The sequence below is a fragment of the Schaalia naturae genome (assembly GCF_042665795.1).
GTDB lineage: Bacteria > Actinomycetota > Actinomycetes > Actinomycetales > Actinomycetaceae > Pauljensenia > Pauljensenia naturae.
The window spans coordinates 1737490-1758340 of sequence record NZ_JBHTEF010000001.1; the positions used below are offsets into that span (position 1 = coordinate 1737490).

Genomic DNA, 20851 nt, shown 5'->3' on the forward strand with positions numbered 1-20851 from the left:
GGTCAGGCGGTCACTTCGCTCCGGCGCCGTGGTAGTTCGGGGCCTCCGTCGTCATCTGGACGTCGTGGGGATGGGACTCCCGCAGGCCCGCGGAGGTGATGCGGACGAAGCGGCCGCGGGCCTTGAGCTGCGGGATCGTCGCGGCGCCCAAATAGAACATCGTCTGGTGCAGCCCGCCGACAAGCTGGTAGGCCACAGCCGCCAGGGAACCGCTGTAGGGCACCTGCCCCTCGATCCCCTCCGGCACGATCTGGTCATCGGAGGCGACATCGGCCTGGAAGTAGCGGTCCTTGGAGTAGCTCCTGCGCCCACGCGAGCTCATGGCCCCCAGCGAGCCCATGCCGCGGTAGCGCTTGTACTGCTTGCCGTTGGTGAAGACCAGCTCTCCCGGCGACTCCGCGCACCCGGCCAGCAACGAACCGAGCATCACGGTGTCCGCCCCGGCGACCAACGCCTTGCCGATGTCGCCCGAGTACTGCAGACCGCCGTCCGCGATCAGCGGCACGCCGGCGGGGCCACAGGCCCGGGCTGCCAGATGGATCGCCGTGATCTGCGGGACGCCCACACCGGCCACGACCCGGGTCGTGCAGATGGAACCGGGGCCGACCCCCACCTTCACGGCGTCGACCCCCGCGTCGATGAGCGCCTGGGCGCCCTCCGTCGTGGCGACGTTCCCGCCGATCACCTGGACGCCGGCGAAGGCGGGATCGGACTTCAGGCGGCGGACCATCTCAAGCTCCAGCTTCGCGCCGCCGTTGGCCGTGTCGACCACGAGGACGTCGACGCCGGCCTCGGCCAACGCCTGGGCCCGCTCCCATGCGTCGCCCCAGAAGCCGATGGCGGCGCCGACCACGAGCCTGCCCCGATCATCCTTCGTGGCGTAGGGGTACTGCTCGGTCTTCACGAAGTCCTTGACGGTGATCAGTCCCGTCAGACGGCCCGACTCGTCGACCAGCGGGAGCTTCTCGATGCGGTTGTCGGCCAGCAGCCTCTTCGCGGCCTCGCGCGAGATCCCCGTCCCCCCCGTGATCAGACGCTCGCGCGGCGTCATGCAGTCACGGACCCTCAGCGTGGCCCACTGGTCGGTCGGGACGAATCGGAGGTCGCGGTTCGTGATGATGCCGACCAGCACGTCGTCGTCGACCACCGGGAGGCCGGAGACGCGGTAGTGCCCGCACTGCTCGTCCAGCTCCTCGATGGTGGCGTCGGGGCCGATGGTCACGGGGTCCTCGACCATGCCGGACTCCGAGCGCTTGACCTGGCGCACCTGCTGCGCCTGGTCCTCGATGGACAGGTTCCGGTGGAGGATCCCGATCCCCCCCTGGCGAGCCATGGCGATCGCCATGCGCGCCTCGGTGACGGTGTCCATAGCCGCCGAGGCCAGCGGCACGTGGAGGCTGATGCCCTTGGTCAACAGCGATGCGGTGTCCACATCGGAGGGAACGACATCCGTGATCTCAGGAAGGAGGAGGACGTCATCGTAGGTGAGGCCCATGAGGGCGAAGGGGTCGGTCGCGTCAAAGTCACCCATGGGCCAAGTGTAGGGGGGTCTTCCGCCCTCTCCCCTGGCCGGACGGGTCCTCCGGCCGCCCCGTGGTGAGTCTCACGCGGGCGCGGGCCCCTCCCCCGCCGCGGCTCCGTCCCCGTCACACCCGGTCGGGGGACCCCGCCAGCTGGGCGCTGATCGCGAGGAACTCCTCCACGCCGACCTGCGATCCGCCGTTCCACGAGCGCTCGGCGAAGGCGCGCATCAGGGGGCCCAGCCGCTCCGCGACCTCCTGCTGGTCCTCCGCGTCGGGACGATCCCCCCACACGGACAGCATCGCGCCCCTCAGCCGCGCGGGATAAGGGCGGGGAATCTCCTGGGGACCGCCGCGGGCGGGGGTGAACAGGCCGGGGTGCCAGTCATCGGCCCACAGGCGTTCCGCCGTCGGATGCGCGTACCCCGCGTTCTCGCCCAGCACGTAGTAGAGATGCCGGTCATCGGCGTTGACCACCGCGCCCATGTCCTCCCGGGCCCGGGCCAGAGGGACCATCCGCTCACTCCAGTTCGACCACCACATCGTCTCCGTGCGCGCGTCAGGCCTCACTCGGCGGGAGCGGAACATCCCGTCGTTCCACACGCGCGGGATGACTCCTCGGGCCCTCAGGCGCTCGCCCATCGCGTTCGCGAAGGCGGTCAACAGATCGAAGGGGGTGGCGCCGATTCCCCACCGTTCCTCCGCCGCCCGCCACAGCTCCGGATAGCGGGCGACGTCGTCGAAGTCCACGAACTCGTCGCAGCCGAGCGCCCAGCGCGAGGAGCCGGGGAACAGCGGCAGGTAGGCGTCAATCAGCCGCTCCGCCAGGTCCCACGCGCGGGAATCCGCCAGGTTGAGGGCACCGCGCACAGGGGCTCCCCGGGCGTCCCTCAGACGCAGGTCCGGGAACGACCGAAGCACATGCCCGAGATGGCCGGGCATGTCGAGCGAGGGGATCACCTCGACGTGCAGATCCCCGGCCAGTGCGACCAGGCGCTCCACCTCGCCGGGGCGCAAGGCCCCGGGCGAGGCGACGGACGGGAGATCCTCGCTGAGGACCCCCACCCCCTCGTTCTCCGAAAAGTGGAGCTGGAGAGCGGTGAGTCCGACGTCGGCCATCTCCCAGATCCGGTCCCCGATCCAGCCCACCGTGTAGCGTTTGCGAGCGATGTCGAGGTTGAGCGCCCGCTCCGCCACCTGGGGGGCGCTGGCGACCCGCCCTCGAGGCACGCCCCCGGTCGCGCGCAGAACCTGGAGCAGTTGCCTCGTCGCGCGGAAGACCGCGGTCGCGGAGCCGCCGATCACCTCGACGGTCCGCCCCGTCGTGATGACGAAGCCCTCGCGGGCCGCGGAGGTTCCCCCGCGCATGCCGAGCACGATGTCACCGGGACGAGGCGGTCCCTCCGCATCGTCGAGGACGGCCGCCGGGAGGCCTGTGAGGCGTCCGAGCTCGTCCGCGATCCGGCGGGCCTCCGCCAGGAGCACCCAGCGGCGGGACGCTTCGACCACGACGCGCGTCGCCTCCCCCGGGACCCACTGTCCGCCGGTGAGGGCCCGGCTACCGGGGACGGGCAGCGCCGGCCACGCCGGCGGCGGATCGCGTCTCACCGGCGGCTGGTGACCACGCACCGGTGGCGCGGATCCGTCCACAGCTCGCAGGCCGTGCCGTCATCGTCGGAGCCGAACAGGTCGGTCGCCGAGACGGACCACTCGCAGGCCAGCCCCTCACCGGGGACCTTCAGTCGGCCGAAGGCCAGCAACTCCGACAGACGGGGGACGACCGAACCCCCGGTGCGTCTGGCGAAGACCGCGACCACGGCCTCTCCGCCCTCCGGGCGCCCGCCATCGAGGTGGACGCGGATCGTCGCCCTGTTCCGTTCGGGCCATTCGACCGTGAGGTTGTCGACCGCCGGGTCGCCGGCGCCCAGCCGGTGATCGGCGAAGGCATGGAGGACCGGGCGGGGGGTGTCCCGGTAAACGTCCTCACCCGGATGGCGGTCGTCGTGGTGGAGCGGGATCGCCCCCGGGTCCGCCAGGAGTGTCACCGGCAGCCGACCGGCCGGCCTGTATGCGCCCGTCAGCGCCTCGGCCACGGCAGCCGGGCCGTGTGGGCCGGCGTAGCCGGCCCACAGGATCGAGTCGGCCGGTTCCTCGATGCCGGTGAGGACCAGCGGCCTCCCTGAGACGATGACGACGGCGAGGGGCGCGGCCGTCGCGGCTCGGACCCGCCAGACCAGGTCAACCTGGTCCTCCGGCAGGGACACATCGGCCAGGTCCACGCCCTCCCCCGAGGTGGCGACGGTGGCTCGGGCCGCGCCGTTCGCGTCGAACTCGTCGGCGTAGGAGCGCTGGCTGGTGCCGCCGAGGACGAGGACGACCGCCGAGGCCTCGCGGAAGGCTCCAGGATTTTCCTCGAAGCCGGCGGGGCCGTCGATGACGGGACGCATCCGGCCGAGTTCCGCCCGCACGCTCGTGCGGCGTTCAGGAGGTAGAGGGGAGACGTAGTCCCCGAGGAAGCACTCCATGTCCTCCGCGTAGGGGCCGAGCACGGCGACCGGCCCACCGATGCCCGCCAGGGGGCACAGATCCCCGGTCAGCGCGACCAGGGACTCCCGCGCGGCGCGCGCAGAGATCCGCTCCGTGTTCCGTCTGGCCGTGTCCAGGTCGGCGCCCGTGCGTGAGAACGGCTCCGCTCCGGCTCCGGGGGCCGCGGCCGGGTCCGGCGCGCGCAGCAGCCCGAGCCTCGCCTTGAGCCTGAGGACCCGCCGGCAGGCCTCGTCGACCGCGTTCGCGACGGCGGCATCCTCCACGGCCGTCTCCACTAGGGTCGTGAACCCCTCGTCCCACAGCGACATGTCGACGCCGCTGAGCAGCGCGAGGCGTCCGGCGCCCCGCAGCGTCCCCGCCAGGGCGGCGAGACGGTCGACGGCCAGGCCGTCGGCCATGACGATGCCGTCGAACCCTTCCTGTTCCCGCAGCCACGTGGTGAGCAGCCAGGGATTCGCACAGCACGGCACGCCATCGATGTCGTTGTAGGCGGCCATCAGCCCGACCGCGCCGGCGCTGACGGCGGTGCGGGCGGGCCGCAGGTGGATCTCCTCCAGGTCCCGCGCCCCGATGATCGAGGACTGTCCGTTGCGCCCGCCGGCGGCCTCGCCCTGGGCGGCGAAGTGCTTCATCACCACGCCGACACCGCCCGCGCCCAGCCGGCCCCGGTCCCGTCCCTGCATGCCCTCGACGACGGCCCGCGCCATCTCGGCCGCCAGGGCGGCGCTCTCGCCGAAGCACTCCTCGCCGCGTCCCCACCGGGGGTCCCGGAGCACGTCGAGCCCAGAGACCAGCGCGATGTCCACGCCCGAGGACCAGAGCTCCGCGGCGACCGCCTCACCGGCCTCACGGACCAGGTCGGGGTCCCATGTCGCCGCGAGCGCCAGGTTCGTCGGGAGCACGGTCCCTCCCAGGGCCTGGTGCCCGTGGGGGGCCTCCTCGACGATCAGCGCGCCGATCGACCGGGGCGATGCCCCGCGCACGGCGTCCTGGACCAGTTCCACCACCTCGCGGCGGTCGTCGGGCCCGATCCCGTCGTCCCAGGAACGGCCCGACCAGGCGTCGGCGCGCAGGACCCCGTACAGGGCGCCGATCCCGGACCACCTCTCGGCCTCGCGGAGGAACGCGTCCGTCAGCCGCCAGCGGCCCCCTCGCCTCTCGACGGCCTCCCACCCGAGGAGGCGCTGGTTGAGCTGTCCGACCTTCTCCCGCAGCGAGAGTTCGCTCAGGGTCCGTGCCACGAGGGACTCGACGTCGTCGCCCGCCCGGGCCGTCCCACGGCCCGGCTCGCCCGCGGCCGCCCGCGTCATGGCCGCGCCATCCTCGGGACGGACGGATCCGACACCCCCGAGTAGGACCCGGAGAGCCCTCCCGCCACGGTGTGCGCGTCCGCGATCCCGCGTCGCGTGAGATCCGCCGGGTCCTCCGCCGTCCTGGAGGTCACGAGGGCCGGCCGCTCGCCGGCCCGCGCCCGCTCCATCCACGCCTCGAAGACGGATCCTCCCGGGCCGAGCGCGCCCCGCGACACCGGCACGTCCTCCTCGTCCACGGGGATCACAATGGCGCGGGTCCGGGCCTCGGGCGCCGGACAGCCACGCAGATCGCGCGCCACCTCAGCGAAGGCCTCGCCCAGCGGCTTGACCCTCCCCCGGGTGTCGAACAGCCCCAGCCGATGCTCGAAGGGCGGGAAGTCCGCGAGCCCCTCGTCGATGTCATGAGAGCACCACCAGGTCACGCCCCGCAACGACGCGCATCCGGCGGCGTTGAGCAGTGAGTGCCGGCAGAAGTCGCCGGCCTCGTCCTCGGGGATGACGTTGCCCGGAGCCCCGATCTCCTGCAGCCACACCCCCCGCAGCGGATCCTCGGCGAAGGCCGCCGACAGCTCGATGAGGTACTCCGCCAGCCGGCGGCTCTCCGTCGACGAGCTCCCATACCTCTGGGCGGTGCCGTTGAAGACCCAGGAGTGGATGACGGTGAGGTCTCCGAGCCTCGAGGCGTGCGCGGGGAGGAACGGATGCCTGTCCTTGAACCAGATCGCGTCGTACGCCGCGTGGACGAGCGCGCGCCGAGCCCCGCCGCGCGGGGAACCGGCGCCCAGCAGCGTCCTCAGCCACGCGCCCGCCTGCGCGGAGTCGATGCGCATCGGCGTGGGATGCGGCTCGTCGGCGAACTGGTTGACCTCGTTGCCCAGAGTGAGCGCCTCGTAAGCGGGGATGCCGGCCAAAGCCGCATCCAGAGTCCGCACGAGGTCGGCCTCGGCGGCCACGACCTCCGCGTCCGTGAACAGGTTGCGCCGGTGCCAGCTGGTCAGCCAGGCGGGCACGAAGTCGAAGCTCGACAGGTGCCCCTGGAAGACGTCGACGCTCGCGCCGAGCCCCGCCTCTCCGGCGATCGCCACCATCCGCGCCACGTCCTCGACGGCCGACGGGTCGATGTAGGTCCGATTGGGCTGGAGGATCTCCCACATCGGGAGGATCCTCACGTGATCGGCGCCGAGGGAGGCGATCGCCTGGAGGTCCTCGCGCGCCGCGCCCCAGTCGACATGCCTCCACGAGTGGAACCACCCGTGCGAGGGGGTGTAGTTCACGCCGGCTCGGACCCGGGTCCGGGGCTCGTTCATCCCTTGATTCCTCCTGCTTCCAGGCCTCTGAAGAACTGTTTCTGCGCCAGGGCGAACACCACGATGATCGGGACGAGGGCGATGATCGTGCCGGCGGCGATGAGCCGGGGATCCGAGTAGAACGTGCCGCGCAGGCGGTTCAGGCCCAGGGTCAGGGTGTAGATGCTCTCGTCGGAGGCCACGATCAGCGGCCACAGGAAGTCGTTCCAGGCGCCCATGAAGGCGAAGATCGCCGTCACCGCAACGACCCCCTTGACCTGGGGCAGACACACGCGGGCGAAGCGCTGCCACGCGTTCGCGCCGTCGATGATCGCCGCCTCCTCGAGTTCCTTCGGGATCCCGAGGAACGCGTTGCGCATGAGCAGCACGTTGATCGGGGTGACCAGGCCGGGAAGGGCGACGGCGAACAGCGTGTTCGCCAGCCCCAGGTCGCGCACGATGAGGAACTGCGAGACGATCACGGCCTCGACGGGGACCAGCAGCCCGACCACGAACACGCCGGTGACCAGTCCCCGTCCGCGGAACCGCAGCCGCGCCAGGGCGTATCCCGCGCAGCTCGCACCCACCACGTTGCCCGCGATGTCGATGGCCGCGACGATCACCGAGTTCGCGACGTAGCGCAGGATCGGGACGCGGCTGAAGGCCTCGGTGAAGTTCTCGAAGGTGGGGTCGTGGGGGATCAGGTACGGCGGGCGGGCGTACAGGTCGTCGCCGGCCCCCTTGAAGGCCAGGGACACCTGCCACAGCAGCGGGCCGACGATGGCCGCGAAACCCAGGACCAGCACGAGGTAGCGCAGGGCCTGCCCGCCGGACACCCGGCGCCAGCTCCGCGACGGGGCCTCGCCGGCCCTGCGAACAGCGATCCGGCTCATTGCTCGTCACCTCGGTTCTGCGCGTACAGCTGGACGGCCAGCAACGTTCCCAGGACCACGAACATCACCATCGAGATCGCGGCCGCGTACCCCGTGCGGGCCTGCAGGCCCGTGCCCTCCAGCTGGATGAGCATCGTCATCGTGAGGTCCTGGCCGCCCACGCCGCCGGTCCCGTTGGACAGGACGTAGATCTCCCCGAAGACGCGGAACGCGGCCACGGAGGACAGGATGCCGATGAGGCCCATCGTGGAGCGCACTCCCGGCATCGTCACATGGAGGAACTGCTGGACGGTTCCGGCCCCGTCGAGGGCGGCCGCCTCGTAGAGGGCGGGATCGATGTTGGCCAGCGCCGATAGGTAGATCACCATGTAGTAGCCCAGGCCCGTCCAGATCGTGACGACCATCGCGGAGAACAGCAGGAGCCAGCGGTCGGTGAGGAAGGGGATCGGCTCGGTGATGGCCTTGAGCGTGGCGAGAGACTCGTTGATGAGGCCGCGCTTGTCCAGCAGAGAGGTCCAGATCAGGCCGACGACCACCGAGGACATGACCACCGGGAGGTACATCGACGTGCGGAAGAAGCCGATGAGGGGGCCGCTCTTGGCCAGCAGCGCTGCCAGGATCAGCGGGAGCACCATCATGAACGGCACGACGCACACGACGTACAGGGAGGAGTTCAGCAGGGCCGTGCGGAACCTGGGGTCGGCGAAGAGGTCCCGGAAGTTCTCCAGTCCGATGAAGCTGCCGGGTCGCAGCAGCGTCGCATCGGTCACCGACAGGCGGAGCGTCCCGAGGAATGGCAGCACCAGGAAGCCGCCGACGACGGCCAGCGCCAGCGCCACGAACAGCCACGGCGTGAACCAACGACGATGGGTGCCGAGCCCGCGGCGGGGACGGGAGTAGGCGGCGGTGTCGTCCGTCCCCCGTCCCCGTCGAGGATCGGCGCCGCTGCGGCCGATGCGCTCACTTGCCTGTTGCCCCCAGCCGCTGGTTCGCGTAGTCCACGGCGTCGTCGAGCGCCGCCTGGACGTCCTTCTGGCCGAGGAGCGCCTGGGCGATCTGGTCCTTGAGGTAGTCCGCGTCGGCGCTGGAGAACTCCGGCGGCCACCACACGGTCGCGTCCTTGACCGTCTGGGCGGTCTCGACGATCAGCTCGGACTCGGGCGTGCCGTCCGACTTCGTGTAGTACTCATCGTCCAGCGTCCCCGCCGAGGACGGGAACACATTGGCGGCCTTCGCGAAGGCCAGCTGGTTGGCGTCGTCCGTCACGTACTTCGCGAAGGCGATCGCGAGGTCCTGGTTCTCCGACTTGGAGTTCACCACGAGCGACTCGATGTACATGTTCGGCGAGGCGTTGTTGATCCGGGGCCCGATCTTCACCGCGTCGTAGATGGTCGGGGCCGTGTCCTTGAGGTCTCCTAGGGTGTAGGAGCTGCCTGACATGTAGGCCAGCGTCCCCGCCTTGAAGTCCGTGACCTCATCGGTCTGGAGCTTGTTGAGGGCCTCCTCGTCCAGTCCCTTGCTCTGGTAGAGGTCCGCGAAACGCTGGACCAGCTCGACGCCCTTGGACTCGTTGAACGTGAACTCCGTGTGGTCCTCGTTCATCAGCTGCACGCCATACTCGCCGAACATCTCGATGACCGGCGTGCGGGCCAGGAACGTGTCATCGGGGCAGCTCTGCGTGAAGGTCGCCGCCGCATCGAAGAGCTCGTCGTAGGTCTCCGGGAGCGTCGACGAGTCGAGCCCGCACTGGTCCAGGAGATCGCCGTTGTAGAAGGAGGGGCCGGTGTTCAGGTACCATGGGAAGCCGTAGGTCCCGCCGTCGATGCCTTGGAAGGTCATCGCCTCCCATGCCTTGGGCAGGTACAGATCCTCAGCGCCCGGGTCCGCCTTCGCGACGTCCAGGGCGACCCCGGCCGATGCCAGGGTGTAGGCGGCCTCGGGGCCCATGTCGACGACGTCGGGCAGGGATCCCGCGGCGGCGTCCGCCGAGAGCTTGTCCTGGTATCCCTCGGCCGGCTGGTCCACCCAGGTGATCTCGGTGCCCGGATTGGCCGCCTCGAAGTCCGAGACGAGGCCCTCGAAGTAGGGGGTGTACTTCTCGTTCTTGAGATTCCACGTCTGGAAGGTGATGGAGCCGCTCAGGTCGCCGGACTCCCCGCCCGACGCGCTCTGCCCGCCGCTGGCCGACGATCCTCCCCCACAGGCCGAGAGCAGCAGCGCGAAGGCGGCTGCCCCTCCGACGAGTCCGACAGTTCGTTGTGTCCTCATGTTCTCTCCTGGTGATCCTCTTCATCGGGGACCTGACGGCGGGCGCCGTCAGGAAGTGAATCGCAGCGTCGCCATCTGGAAGGGCCGCAGGCGCAGGACCGCCCCCTGGGCCTCCACGGCGCCGTCGGGCAGGACACCGGCCAGCTCGCTCCCGTCATCCGGGGACTCCAACACGGAGGTCTCCGTCACCGTGCGCGGCGCCAGCTCCCGGCTCAGCCGGAGCGTGCCCCGGGCCTGGGCGCCGAACGGCTCGTAGACGCGCATGATGACGTCGTCCGACCCGTCCTCGGCCAGCTTGATCCAGTCGATCGCGATCCGGCCTCGCAAGGGCTCCACCCGGGCCAGCGGTTCCACGTCCCCGATGCCCGCGATGGGCGCCGCGTTGAACTCGAAGGCCCGGGCCAGGGCCTGGCACCGGTCGGCGCCGACGACGATGGACCAGGCGAAACGGTGAGGACCCAAGTCCGTGCGGGGTTCGGGGAAACGGGGCGAGCGCACGAGCGACGGCCGGACCAGAGTGCCGCCGCGCAGGGGGGAGACGTCGGCTCCGTAGGTGGAGTCGTTGACCACGGCCACGCCGTAGCCCGAATCGGCGACGTGGGTGACGCGCTGCGTGCAGGTCTCGAACTGCGCCTCGTCATGGGCCGTGTTCGGGTGGACGGGCCGCTCGACCCACCCGTACTGGGTCTCGTGCGCCACGTGGGTGCAGGAGACGGCCAGGGGGAAGGCGATCTTCAGCAGATGCTCGCGTTCCTGCCAGTCCGCCTCGCATTCGACGTCGACCGCGCGCCGCGCGGCCTCCAGCCACCATGTCTGGCGGAACGAGGACGACCCTAGCGTCATGTGGACGCGGACGCCGACGCGGCCCGGCTCGCGGACCGCCTCGACGCTGTCGGCGTCCCCGACCTCGCGCAGGGTGTGGAACACATGGCGGTCGAGGTCCCAGGCGTCCCAGCGGACGGGCTGGTCGCGGAACACCTGGAGCGCTCCGAAGGCGCTGCCCTCGGGCACGAGCTCCCGGTCGGCGTCGAGGTCGCGGACGGAGGTGACGTGCCCCGACCGGTCGACCCGCACGCGCAGGAGGCCGTTGGACAGGATGTGGCCGTCCTCGTCCTCCCAGGCGGCGCACCCCGCGGCGTCCCCGGGACGGGTGACGGCCCAGTCCTCCTGCGGGCGCGCGGCGAAGGGCACGATGCGGCCCTCCCCGCCGCCGTCAGCCCCCATCGCGGCCAGCGCCGAGCGGACGAGGTCCCGCGCCTCCTCCTCGACGGAGGTGAGGTCGCGGCGCGCCTCCCGGTTCACCCACTCGATGGAGGAGCCCGGCAGGATGTCGTGGAACTGGTTGAGCAGGAGCGTCTTCCACATCCGCTCCAGGCGGGCAAGGGGGTAGGGATGCCCGGCCCGCAGGTGGGCGGCGGCGCTGAGGTACTCGGCCGCCCGCAGGAGGGCCTCGCACCGCCGGTTGCCCTGCTTGATGCCCGCCTGTGTGGTGAGCGTCGCGCGATGAAGCTCCAGGTAGAGCTCGCCGGACCAGGCGGGCGCGTCGGCGCCCTCGAACTGGGCGGCCGCCTTCTCGAAGAACGCGGCCGGGGTCTCCTCGACCACGCGCGGCGCGCCCTCGAGATCGCGGAACCGGTCGAGGCGCCCGATCATCTCCCGGGTGGGGCCGCCTCCGCCGTCCCCGTATCCGAAGAGCAGCAGCGAGTGGTCGGCGATCGCTTTCTCCTTGAAGGACGCCACCGAGTGGTGGAGCTCCCAGGCCGTCACCTCCGCCGCATAGGTGTCCGAGGGAGGGAAGTGCGTGAACACACGGGTGCCGTCCAGCCCCTGCCACCAGAACGAGTGGTGAGGGAACTGCGTGGTGTCGTTCCACGAGAGCTTCTGGGTGAGGAACCACCGGAACCCGGCTCGGCGGGCCAGCTGAGGCAGCGCCGCGTTGTAGCCGAAGCTGTCGGGCAGCCACATCTCGCGCGGCCGCCAGCCGAAGCGGTCGGTGAAGTCGCGCACGCCCAGCAGGATCTGGCGCACGATCGCCTCGCCGGCGGGAAGCATCCCGTCCATCTCGACCCAGGTGCCTCCCACCGGCACGATGTCGCCGCGGCGCACGCGCTCCTCCAGGCGGGCGTAGAGGTCGGGGTGGTCCTCCTCCAGCCACGCGTACTGTTGGGCGGAGCTCATGGCGAAGATGAGGGGCAGGCCCTGGTCCATGAGGGCGAGCACGTTGGCGACCGTGCGCGCGACCTTGCGCCTGGCCTCCCGCACGGGCCACAGCCAGGCGGAGTCGATGTGGGCGTGCCCGACCGCGCTCACCTCGTGCGCGGAGGCGTGCGCTGGCGCCGACAGGACGCCGCTCAGCGCGCTGCGGGCGGGTTCCACGGAGTCCAGGTCCTGCTCGTCGTAGAGGTCCAGGCAATTCTCGAGGGCGCGCGCGAGCTTCCAGTGCCGCGGTTCCTCGGCGTCCACCTCCTCGATGAGCCCCGACACCACCTCGATGTCGCGGGCGAGCTGCCAGACGTCGTCGTCGAACACGCACAGGGCGGCCGACCGCAGGATGTAGGGCTCGTCGACCTGGGCGTGGACGCCGTCGCCCAACTCCGTCTCGACGAAGGGCGGCACGCCTAGGAGCAGCGGGTTCGCCGCGGCCTCGATATAGAGGGTGAATGAGCCGTCCGGCCCGACGAGGCCCGTGGGCGCTCCCGGTCCGCTGACCCTCACCCAGCCGTTGCGCGGGTGCAGCGCCTTGAGGGCGCGGCCCTCCCGGTCGTAGACCATAGCCTCGACGTGGCCGCCCACCGAGTGGTCGAACCAGCCGAGGTCGATGACGGCCTCCAGGGGCCGTCCGGGCGGCGGCTGCGGCACGGTGCCGCTCATCCGGAACCATGTCGTGGTCCACGCCCCGCCCCACGGGCCGGGGACGCGGAAGTCCGCGAAAGACTGCGCCTGGGCGCGGGGGCCGAGCACCGATTGGACGGGGACGGGCTCCCCGGACAGCTCGCGCACGGCGACGTCCAGCGCCGACACCGGTCGGTGGATGCGGGGAAGGACCCGCTCGCGCAGCACGCGCTGCGCCCGTGCGATGACGTGCTCCGTGCCACCGTGCATGACATGCCTCCCTCACGCCGCGCCGGGCTCCCTGGACGCCACGCGCTGTCGTGCGGGTCCGGCCCTGCCGTCTCCCAGTAGACTAATGCGCATTAGTTTCGAGCGCAAAGACCGTGACAGAATTGTGACCTTGCGGGCGGGACCGGGTCTTTCGCGGCCCCGCCCTCGGTCATCCGGCCTCGACCGAGGGGTCCGTGCTGCCGCGGATCATCAGGCGCGAGGGCGGCATGTCCCGTGTGCGGACATCCTCCCCGTCGACCGCGCGGCGCAGCTGTTGGGCCGCAACGGCGCCGAAACGCAGCGTGTCGCGATGCAGGGCCGTGATCTGGGGGCGCATCGCCGTGCAGATCAGGCTGTCCTCCATGCTGACGACGGCCAGGTCGCCGGGAACCGACCGGCCCCGCGTGCGCAGGGTCTCGATGCCGGCGACGGCCATGACCTCGTTCTCGAAGACCAGCGCGCCCGGGGAGTCCATGTGGGCCAAGGCCGCCAGGGTGGCCCGTGCCGAGTCCTCGGCCGTGAAGTCGGCCGTCTCCACGGCCGCGGCCACGCCCCCCTCCTCCGTCGCTGCGGTGAAGGCCTCCCGACGACGCCGGATGTGCTCGAAGGCGGGCTCGCCGCTCACGTAGGCGATGGCCCGGTGCCCCAGGGAGACCAGGTGGTCGACCACGGTCCGCATGGCCACCGCGTCGTCGAACGAGACCGAGGGGATCCTCCCCAGGGGGTCCCGCGCGCCCGCGATGAGGGCAGGCAGGCCGAGCTCCTTGAGGACGCGGGGCCTGTCGTCGTCCACACGAAGGTCGACCACGACGACGCCGTCGACGCGGTTCTCCTCCGACCAGCGACGGTAGAGGGCGATCTCCTCCTTGATCGAGGGGACCACCTGGAAGAGAAGACCATAACGCTGCGCGGAGAGGACCGACTGCATCCCGGCGATGAGCTGCAGGAAGAACGCCTCGGACCCCACGTCCTCCGGCGCGCGCGCCACGGCGAAACCCAGCGTGGAGGATCGCGCGCCGGTGAGTGCCCGCGCCGCGGAGTTGGGGGACCATCCCATCTCACGGACCTTGCTGAGGATCCGCTCCCGGGTCTCCTCCGAGATCCCGGGCCTCCCGTTGAGGGCGAACGACACGGCGGTCTGGGAGACACCCAGGACGTCGGCGATGTCGCGTGCCCGAGGGCGACGGCCCTGCCCGCCCGCCCTGTTCGTGCCACCCGCCACGCCGACTCCCCTCTCGGAATACTCCCATGAGGTTACTCGACCTCGGCCGCCTCCACGGCGGGCAGGCGGGGGCGGCGGGGACCGGCCGGGGTCGGAGCGGTCATGGCCGCCGCCTGCCGGACCGCGCTGTCGCCGCGGCGACGGCACCCGCCGCCAGCAGGAGCGCGCCCACGGCGAGGAGCGGTCCCGCTGACGCCCCGGTGTCGGCCAACGAGGACTCCTCTCCCGCCGGCGCCACGCCCGAGGGCTGGGCCGCCGGGCCCTTCGAGCCATCGGAGCCATCGGAGCCCGGCTGGGAGCCTCCCGTCCCCTCGGAGCCCGACTGAGGGGGCTCGGCCGCGGCAGCGGCGAACTCGACCGCCGCCTGCCCCAGCGACCGCCCGTCTGCAGCGACGGCGACGTCGAAGCTGCCCGCTGTCAAGGAGGTCACCGTCAGCGCGGCGTTCCCTTGTGAGTCCACGGCGACCTGCGCCGGTTCCTGCGCCGCCGCTCCCGGGGACCGTCCGCCCGCCGCGGCCGGGCTCCCGGCCGCGGACAGCTCGACGGGCAGCGTGAACGATACGGTCCGGTCCGTCAGGGGATTGCCGAAGGAGTCCTTGACGCTGACGCGGATCTCGCGGGTCGCCGAGCCGTCGGCGACGGCTTCCCCCGGAACGGTCTCCACCGACGAGGTCTGCGCGTCGGGGAGCGACGGGTCGTCGATCGTGCAGGAAGCCAGGTCATCCGGTCCGGGAATCTCCACCGGGTCGGTCGTCACGCCGCGGTAGTCCTCGACCTGCACCTCGAAGCGAGAGTCGTCGTGCTCCCGGGTGAGGGAGTACTGCGCGGCGGGCGTGCGACCCCGGATGACCTTGTCGCCCGATCCGGAATAGGTGTACCTGAAGGTGCGCGGGGCTCTCTTCTCCTGGCCGGCCTCCGTCCATTTCTCCGTGACGCGGAGGTAGCGCCAGTCCTGCGTCTCGGGCCGCGCCAGGGTGAGCGTCGCGCCGTCGCCGGACCACGTGACGTCGCAGACGGGAGGCGGCTCGATCGTCGCGTCCGCGAACCGGCCGGTGGCGGCCGACGCCACGCCGTTGGCCGTAACGGTTGCCCGAAATCTGGAGCCATCGACCGGCACTCCCTCGATCGTCGCGCTCAAGGCGCCCGCAGGCGCCTCCACGGTGGCGGAGTACGCCTGACTCGCGTAGCGCCAGGATCCCGTGTCCGTCTCCAGCGTCACCGTCGCTCCCGTCGCGCCCGTAGCGGGAGGCGTCCACGTGATGGTCGCCGTCCCGTCGGCGCCCGGCGTCACGGTGACGTCGGTGGCGGCCGTCGCGGTGTCGAGGTCGAGGGTCGCCGCCTGGCTGCGGCGGCCGTCCGGCGCCACGGCAATGAGGCGCAGCGTCCCAGACGCCGCCGGCAGCTTCTTGATGTAGTAGTGGTCGTCATAGCGTCCGCCGAGGAAGACGTCGTCGAGGTACAGCAGGTAGTTCGTCACCGAGCCGTAATCGGCGATGTCCCACGAGACCGTCGCCTCTCCGGTCGATGCCAGCAGGCTGTCGATTCTCAGTCCCGAGGGCGTCGCCGGCGTGTGGTCCGCCCCGTCGGAGACCGCGAGCCGGCCGATGTTCACCTGGTAGTCGGCGATCGCGTCGTCTCCCGCCTGGACGACGAGGCCCAGCGTCGCGATCATGTGCCCGGCGTACGCCGAGAGATCGATGGTGGCGGTCGTCCACCCGTCGGTCGCCGCGCCGTCTGCCACGGGAAGTTCGACCACCGTGCTCGGGTCATCCTCGAAGACGGCCGCGACGGCCAGCGCCGAGTCGTCGGAGGCGGGCTTGGCATAGGTGACGGAGACGGTCGAATCCGCGGTGACGCCGAGATCCGTCTTGAACAGCCGGATCGTGTTGTCCGAGGACACGGTTCCGGACAGGACCAGCGAGCTGCCGCCTTCCCAGGCGCCGGTCTTCTGATAGGTGAAGCGCGAGGCCGGGGTGTAATCCGGTCCATAGTCGAAGTCCGCCTGCAAGGGGTCCGAGGCCGCATCGATCCACCACTGCCAGGTCACCGGGACGTCCTGCAGGTTGATATTGCCCCACTCGGAGCTGTTCGAGACGGCGCCGTCCTCGCGCCACTCCAGGCCGTGGCCCGTGTTGAACGTGGTCGAGAACGTCTGTCCCCCGATGACCGAGCGCTCCGCGATCTGGGAGGAGATCCCCGCCCAGGATGTGTCCGCGGTGCCGCTCCCCTGCGAGAAGCCCGTCCACCACCGCCGCTCGCGGTCGAAGGCCTCGTTCTGGTGTTCGGGCCTGGTCTTCTTGTCGTCGCCGAGCTCCTGGAGGACGAAGTCGGCGCCCAGGGTGGCCAGGCTCACCTTCGGGGTGCCGTCCTCGTCGAGGTTCGCCGCCAGCGCGTTGGCATTGGTCCCGGAGAACTGGTCCTTGCCGGCCTCGATGCCCGCGAAGACTGCTTCGTAGGGGTCGAGCCCCAGCGAGGTCGCGTGTTCCTTCGAAACGGAGAGCATGGAACCGTTGAACCAGTAGTTGAGGAAGATCGAGTCGGAGACGCGGCCCTTGTCCGCGTCGGCGACCCATGGCGAGTTCGTCTGGTTGAAGGCGTTCTGGTAACCGATCCCCCCGTTCGGGTAAGTCGCGGAGTCGTACCACTGAACGTACAGCCCGCCGTCACGCATCTGCTGGAGGAAGTCGCGGTAGGCGTCGACGTCGTCGGCGCCGACGGCGGACTCCTGGTTGACGAAGTAGCCGTCGAACCCGTAGTACTGCGCGACCTCGACGAGCTTGTCGGCCACCGGGAAGGTGCCGTCCGCGCGGCGGTCGCGCAGGAGGTCCTCGTACGTCTGCTCGCCCCGGTCCGAGCCGGAGAAGAAGAGGCAGCCGATCGATCTCACGCCGTTCTTGTGCGCGGCGTTCGTGTAGGCCGGGTTCGGCAGGTTGAGCATGCCGAACTCGAACCACTTCTGCGGCCAGTCCGCGCCGGGATCGTAGAGCGCCGAGTCGATCCCCTGGGTGGGCATCCCGTGCCACGAGGCGTAGTAGTCCGTGTACTGCCAGTAATTGAACAGGTATTGGGAGAAGACGTTCGTGTCCTGGAACGACTCGAAGAAGGCGTTGCCGTAGTCCCCCGCCAGATCGAACAGCTGCGTGCCCGGGGACAGCCCCGGGTCGCGCTGGGTCGCCGCCAGTGCCGCGTTGCGCTCCTGCAGCGGCACGCGGGCGCGCAGGTACTCCGATCCCTCGTCCGCCTGCGGCGACCAGTTGAGGATGTCCAGCCCCGTGTAGCCATGGCCGTAGGGCTGGTTCTCCCCCGCCGCTTGGTCCCCAGCCCATGGCAGGGTGTCGGTGGCGTGGGCGGGGGGCTGGGCCAGCGCCGCCACCGTCACCGCCAGCGCCGCGGCGAGCGCCGCGCGCGATCTAGCCCGGCGCCGATCGCCGGGGGCACTACCCCGCTGAGACGCGAGTGCCATCTTGTTCCCCATCGAACCTCCTCCTCGCCGCAACGCCCACCGCCTTCGACCGTCCATGGTCGGGGCGCGCGCATAGCGGCGTCGCAGACGGCGCGGCGCCCGGGCGTTCGCGGTTCTCCCACATGGTTGACTGAATCATCGGCCAGCGGATGCCTCCGCCGCATTCCAGGCGACATCGTCCGCTGGGGGCAACCCTAGACTAATTCGCATTAGCTGTCACGCGCGAAACCACGGGAGAGGCGGGCGGCTCCGTCAGTCGCGGCCCAGGGACTCCAGCAGGCCATCCCTCAGGGCCGTCGCGAAGGTCGGCGTGGCGGGCAGGCGCGGCAGGAGCAGCATCTGGGCGACGTGGTAGGCGTCCGGCTTGCCGGGCCAGGTGCGGGTGCCCGGCGTGTTCCGGGGCGTGAGCTCGTGGAACCAGCGTCCGGGCGCCTCGCGCAGGTACTGGCGGGCGTAGCCGTCCCAGATCGTGAAGTCGCGCCCCAGTCCCTCGATGTCCTCCCGATACGCCGACGTGCCCCGCGCCTCGTCCTCCGCCGCGAGGACCTTGCCCTGGACGACAGCGGCGCCGATCGCCTCGCACAGCACCCAGTGCATCCGCTCGCGCACCACGGGACGCCCCTCGAAGTCAGTGGTGTAGACGAATCCGGGAGCCCCGTCGACGGCCCAGCCGTCCTCGACCGCCCGGCGGAACAGATGCCGGGCGCCCTCGAGCATCCACTCCCCGGGCGTCTCTCCCCTCGCGACGAGAGCGGCCCTGGCCTGCAGCATCAGGCGCGACCATTCGAGCCCGTGCCCCGGGGTGACGCCGAAGGGGCGGAACGGGTGGGCCGGCTGGTCGCGGTTGTAGTCGGGCAGAGCCTCCCAGGTGGCGCTGAAGTGCTCAGGGATGCGCCAGTCGTGACGCCCGGCCTGGTCATGGACGAAACGGAGGATGCCGCAGGCGCGGTCCAGCCACGTCCGGTCGCCCGTCACGTCGAAGGCGGAAAGGAAGCACTCCGTGGTGTGCATGTTCGCATTCACGCCCCGGTAGTCCTCGGACTGCGTGAAGGCCAGGTCCCAGGACTCGCGCACGCGCCCGTACTCCGGCTCCCACCACCAGCGCTCCTCGGCCTCCAGGGCCTCGGACAGGAGGTCCCCGGCCCCTGCCCGGCCGGCCGCCACCGCCGAGGTCGCGGCGAGCACCACGAAGGCATGGGCGTAGGCCTCCTTGCGACTTCCGGGAACCGGGACGCCGGCGCCCGTCCCATCCGCCGCGTGGCCGATCTGCGAGTACCAGCCTCCGTGGACCGGATCGTGCAGCGGCCCCCTCAGAGCGGCCAGCCCATGGTCTGCCAGCTCGGCCGCGCCCTCGATGCCCTGGAGGGCCGCCAGGCAGAAGACGTGCGTCATCCGGCAGGTGATCCACAATTCCACCGGCCGAGAGGCGTCGACCCGGCCGTCGGGACCCATGTAGCCGAACCCGGTGTCCACCCGCGATCCGCGGGCGAAGTCAACGATGGCACGGAAATCGGCGTCGTACTCGGCGCGGATCTCAGAATCGGACCAAGGGCTGGGCATGGTCAATGCTCCTCACTGGGGGCGAACAGGTCGGGCGCCGGCGACACACTTCTGTCAGCGTTGTCATAGCGCCGCTGCCATGGTAGTCCCCGTGCTGGAAGTCTAGGACGCGCCTCCGCCGCCGCGCACCTCCGCCGCCGCGGTGGCACGCGCCAGGGCGACGGTCTCCTCCACGCAGGCGGCCACCGTGCGCACGCGCTGGACGCGCACGTCCAGGAAGGCGGGGGCGTCGGCGCCGACCAGCACGACGTCCACGCACTGGTCTGCCGCGATCGTCGACAGGAGGGACTCGCAGGTCGTCCCGGCGCCCATCACGACGGCGATCGGCGCCGGATGACGATCGCGGTACTCCTCAAAGCGCCGCGCGCCGTCCATCCCCCGGTGGTGGTCCGTGGCCAGGATCGTCGTGGGCACTCCCGCCCTCTCCAACGACACGCCGACGACATGAGCCGGCAGGGTGTGCATGAGGTCCGTCAGGACGACGACGCGGGAGGCCTCGGGAAGACCGGGCGGCGGATCGAGCGTCGCCGTCTCGCGCAGGACGTCCCAGGCGACGGTCATCAGCAGCACCGAGGACCCCGCGCCCGGCCTGTCCCCGTCCGAGTCCGCCAGGACGCTCTCCATCGCCGGCGCGATGAGGTCGCTCCAGACGTGGGGAAGGTCCTTCGACGCGATGGCGGCCGCGAGCGCCTGCCGCACGGTCCGGGCGTCTCCTCCGCGCGCGGCCCGGGCCAGCTCACCCGGGGACGAGGGGGCGTCGCGCTGCCCTCCGCCCGTGCCCAGCACGTCGACGGGCATGGCCAGCGCGCTGGCGGCCGCGTCCCCGGCGCCGACGCCCGAGTGGATGAGCTCGACCATGCGGGCGATGCGCTCGACGTCCTCGGGACGGTAGCGTCGATGGGCCCCCGCGCGCCTCTCACCCGGGCCCAAGCCGTATCGGCGCTCCCAGGTGCGCAGGGTCGAGGCAGACACGCCCAGCCGCGCCGACACCGCCGTGACGGACAGAGGGACCTCCGGCATGAGCATCCCGCCCCGCTCCCGCGCCATCCGATTCCCTCCCCCGCACATCCGCGTCAGGCTCCCCTCGCCCGCGTCGCCCGCCCGGACCGGCGGGCGACGGGACTCACTGACGATTGTCATCTGCCCGGGTCCCTCCCGCCACTCGGAGGTCGTCGACCGCATTCAGCTTTCATTCAGCTTGGCCACCCAACCTGAGAATTTCCGGAGAGTTTGTGCCTCAGTCTTGAACAAGCAATGCGTAGATCTGTACTGTGGCTGCAGATCGAAGACCAGGAGCGACGGCCCGCGACAGCGGCCCGTCCGAAGCGGAAGGGGATGTGATCATGACCGATGTCTCTCGACTGCCCGGTCCGATGCTGGACGCCTGGGAGTGGCAGTACCAGGGCGCGTGCCGTGACATGGACACGGAGTTGTTCTTCCACCCCGAGGGCGAGCGCGGATCGACGCGCCGCCGCCGCGCGGAGAACGCCAAGGCCATCTGCGCGACCTGCCCCGTCATCGAGCAGTGCCGCGAGTACGCGTTGCGCGCCCAGGAGCCGTACGGCATCTGGGGCGGCATGACGGAGGAGGAGCGCCGCGAGGAGATCCTGCGGTCGCGCCGACGCACCGCCTGAGACGGCGACCGGCACGGGCGGTCCGGTGCGCGGGAGCCCACCG

13 protein-coding genes are annotated in these 20851 nt (G+C 71.1%); 1 reads left to right on the forward strand and 12 read right to left on the reverse strand.

What is annotated here, in order from left to right; all coding sequences use genetic code 11:
• Nucleotides 1-10: 10 nt before the first annotated feature.
• The 12 genes from guaB to ACFQWG_RS07745 all read right to left on the reverse strand — a co-directional run bounded on the left by guaB (nt 11) and on the right by ACFQWG_RS07745 (nt 20221).
• On the reverse strand, nt 11-1531 hold the full coding sequence (guaB, locus tag ACFQWG_RS07690; RefSeq protein ID WP_380973950.1) for an IMP dehydrogenase: 1521 nt from the start codon (nt 1529-1531) through the stop codon (nt 11-13).
• 115 nt (nt 1532-1646) lie between these two features.
• Nucleotides 1647-3128, reverse strand: a complete 1482-nt coding sequence (locus tag ACFQWG_RS07695) for a family 20 glycosylhydrolase (protein ID WP_380973953.1) — start codon at nt 3126-3128, stop codon at nt 1647-1649.
• On the reverse strand, nt 3125-5377 hold the full coding sequence (locus tag ACFQWG_RS07700; RefSeq protein ID WP_380973956.1) for a glycoside hydrolase family 3 protein: 2253 nt from the start codon (nt 5375-5377) through the stop codon (nt 3125-3127). The genes ACFQWG_RS07695 and ACFQWG_RS07700 overlap by 4 nt, the downstream gene beginning before the upstream one ends.
• Entirely contained in the window at nt 5374-6687 is a 1314-nt protein-coding gene (locus tag ACFQWG_RS07705) for a glycoside hydrolase 5 family protein (RefSeq protein WP_380973959.1), read from the reverse strand. The genes ACFQWG_RS07700 and ACFQWG_RS07705 overlap by 4 nt, the downstream gene beginning before the upstream one ends.
• A complete protein-coding gene (locus ACFQWG_RS07710) occupies nt 6684-7559 on the reverse strand; it encodes a carbohydrate ABC transporter permease (protein ID WP_380973962.1) in 876 nt (291 codons plus the stop codon). The genes ACFQWG_RS07705 and ACFQWG_RS07710 overlap by 4 nt, the downstream gene beginning before the upstream one ends.
• Nucleotides 7556-8398: a carbohydrate ABC transporter permease gene (locus tag ACFQWG_RS07715; protein ID WP_380973965.1), complete on the reverse strand. Its 843-nt coding sequence runs from the start codon at nt 8396-8398 to the stop codon at nt 7556-7558. Before ACFQWG_RS07715 ends, ACFQWG_RS07710 begins: the two co-directional genes overlap by 4 nt.
• Before the next feature lie 121 nt (nt 8399-8519).
• The gene (locus tag ACFQWG_RS07720; RefSeq protein ID WP_380973968.1) at nt 8520-9827 is read right to left on the reverse strand and encodes an ABC transporter substrate-binding protein; all 1308 of its coding nucleotides are present in this window, start codon (nt 9825-9827) and stop codon (nt 8520-8522) included.
• Nucleotides 9828-9875: 48 nt separating this feature from the next.
• Nucleotides 9876-12929 carry an alpha-mannosidase gene (locus tag ACFQWG_RS07725; RefSeq protein ID WP_380973971.1) on the reverse strand — a complete coding sequence of 1018 codons (3054 nt, stop codon included), beginning with the start codon at nt 12927-12929 and terminating at the stop codon, nt 9876-9878.
• Nucleotides 12930-13098: 169 nt separating this feature from the next.
• On the reverse strand, nt 13099-14151 hold the full coding sequence (locus tag ACFQWG_RS07730; RefSeq protein WP_380973974.1) for a LacI family DNA-binding transcriptional regulator: 1053 nt from the start codon (nt 14149-14151) through the stop codon (nt 13099-13101).
• Between the two features lie 100 nt (nt 14152-14251).
• Complete coding sequence (locus ACFQWG_RS07735) at nt 14252-17626, reverse strand: endo-beta-N-acetylglucosaminidase (protein ID WP_380973977.1); 3375 nt, start codon at nt 17624-17626, stop codon at nt 14252-14254.
• Between the two features lie 240 nt (nt 17627-17866).
• A complete protein-coding gene (locus tag ACFQWG_RS07740) occupies nt 17867-19174 on the reverse strand; it encodes an AGE family epimerase/isomerase (RefSeq protein ID WP_380973979.1) in 1308 nt (435 codons plus the stop codon).
• A 102-nt stretch (nt 19175-19276) separates the two neighbouring features.
• The gene (locus ACFQWG_RS07745; protein ID WP_380973982.1) at nt 19277-20221 is read right to left on the reverse strand and encodes a MerR family transcriptional regulator; all 945 of its coding nucleotides are present in this window, start codon (nt 20219-20221) and stop codon (nt 19277-19279) included.
• Between the two features lie 296 nt (nt 20222-20517).
• Here ACFQWG_RS07745 and ACFQWG_RS07750 point away from each other — a divergent pair, with 296 nt between their 5' ends.
• The gene (locus ACFQWG_RS07750) at nt 20518-20808 is read left to right on the forward strand and encodes a WhiB family transcriptional regulator (RefSeq protein ID WP_380973985.1); all 291 of its coding nucleotides are present in this window, start codon (nt 20518-20520) and stop codon (nt 20806-20808) included.
• Nucleotides 20809-20851 lie beyond the last annotated feature (43 nt).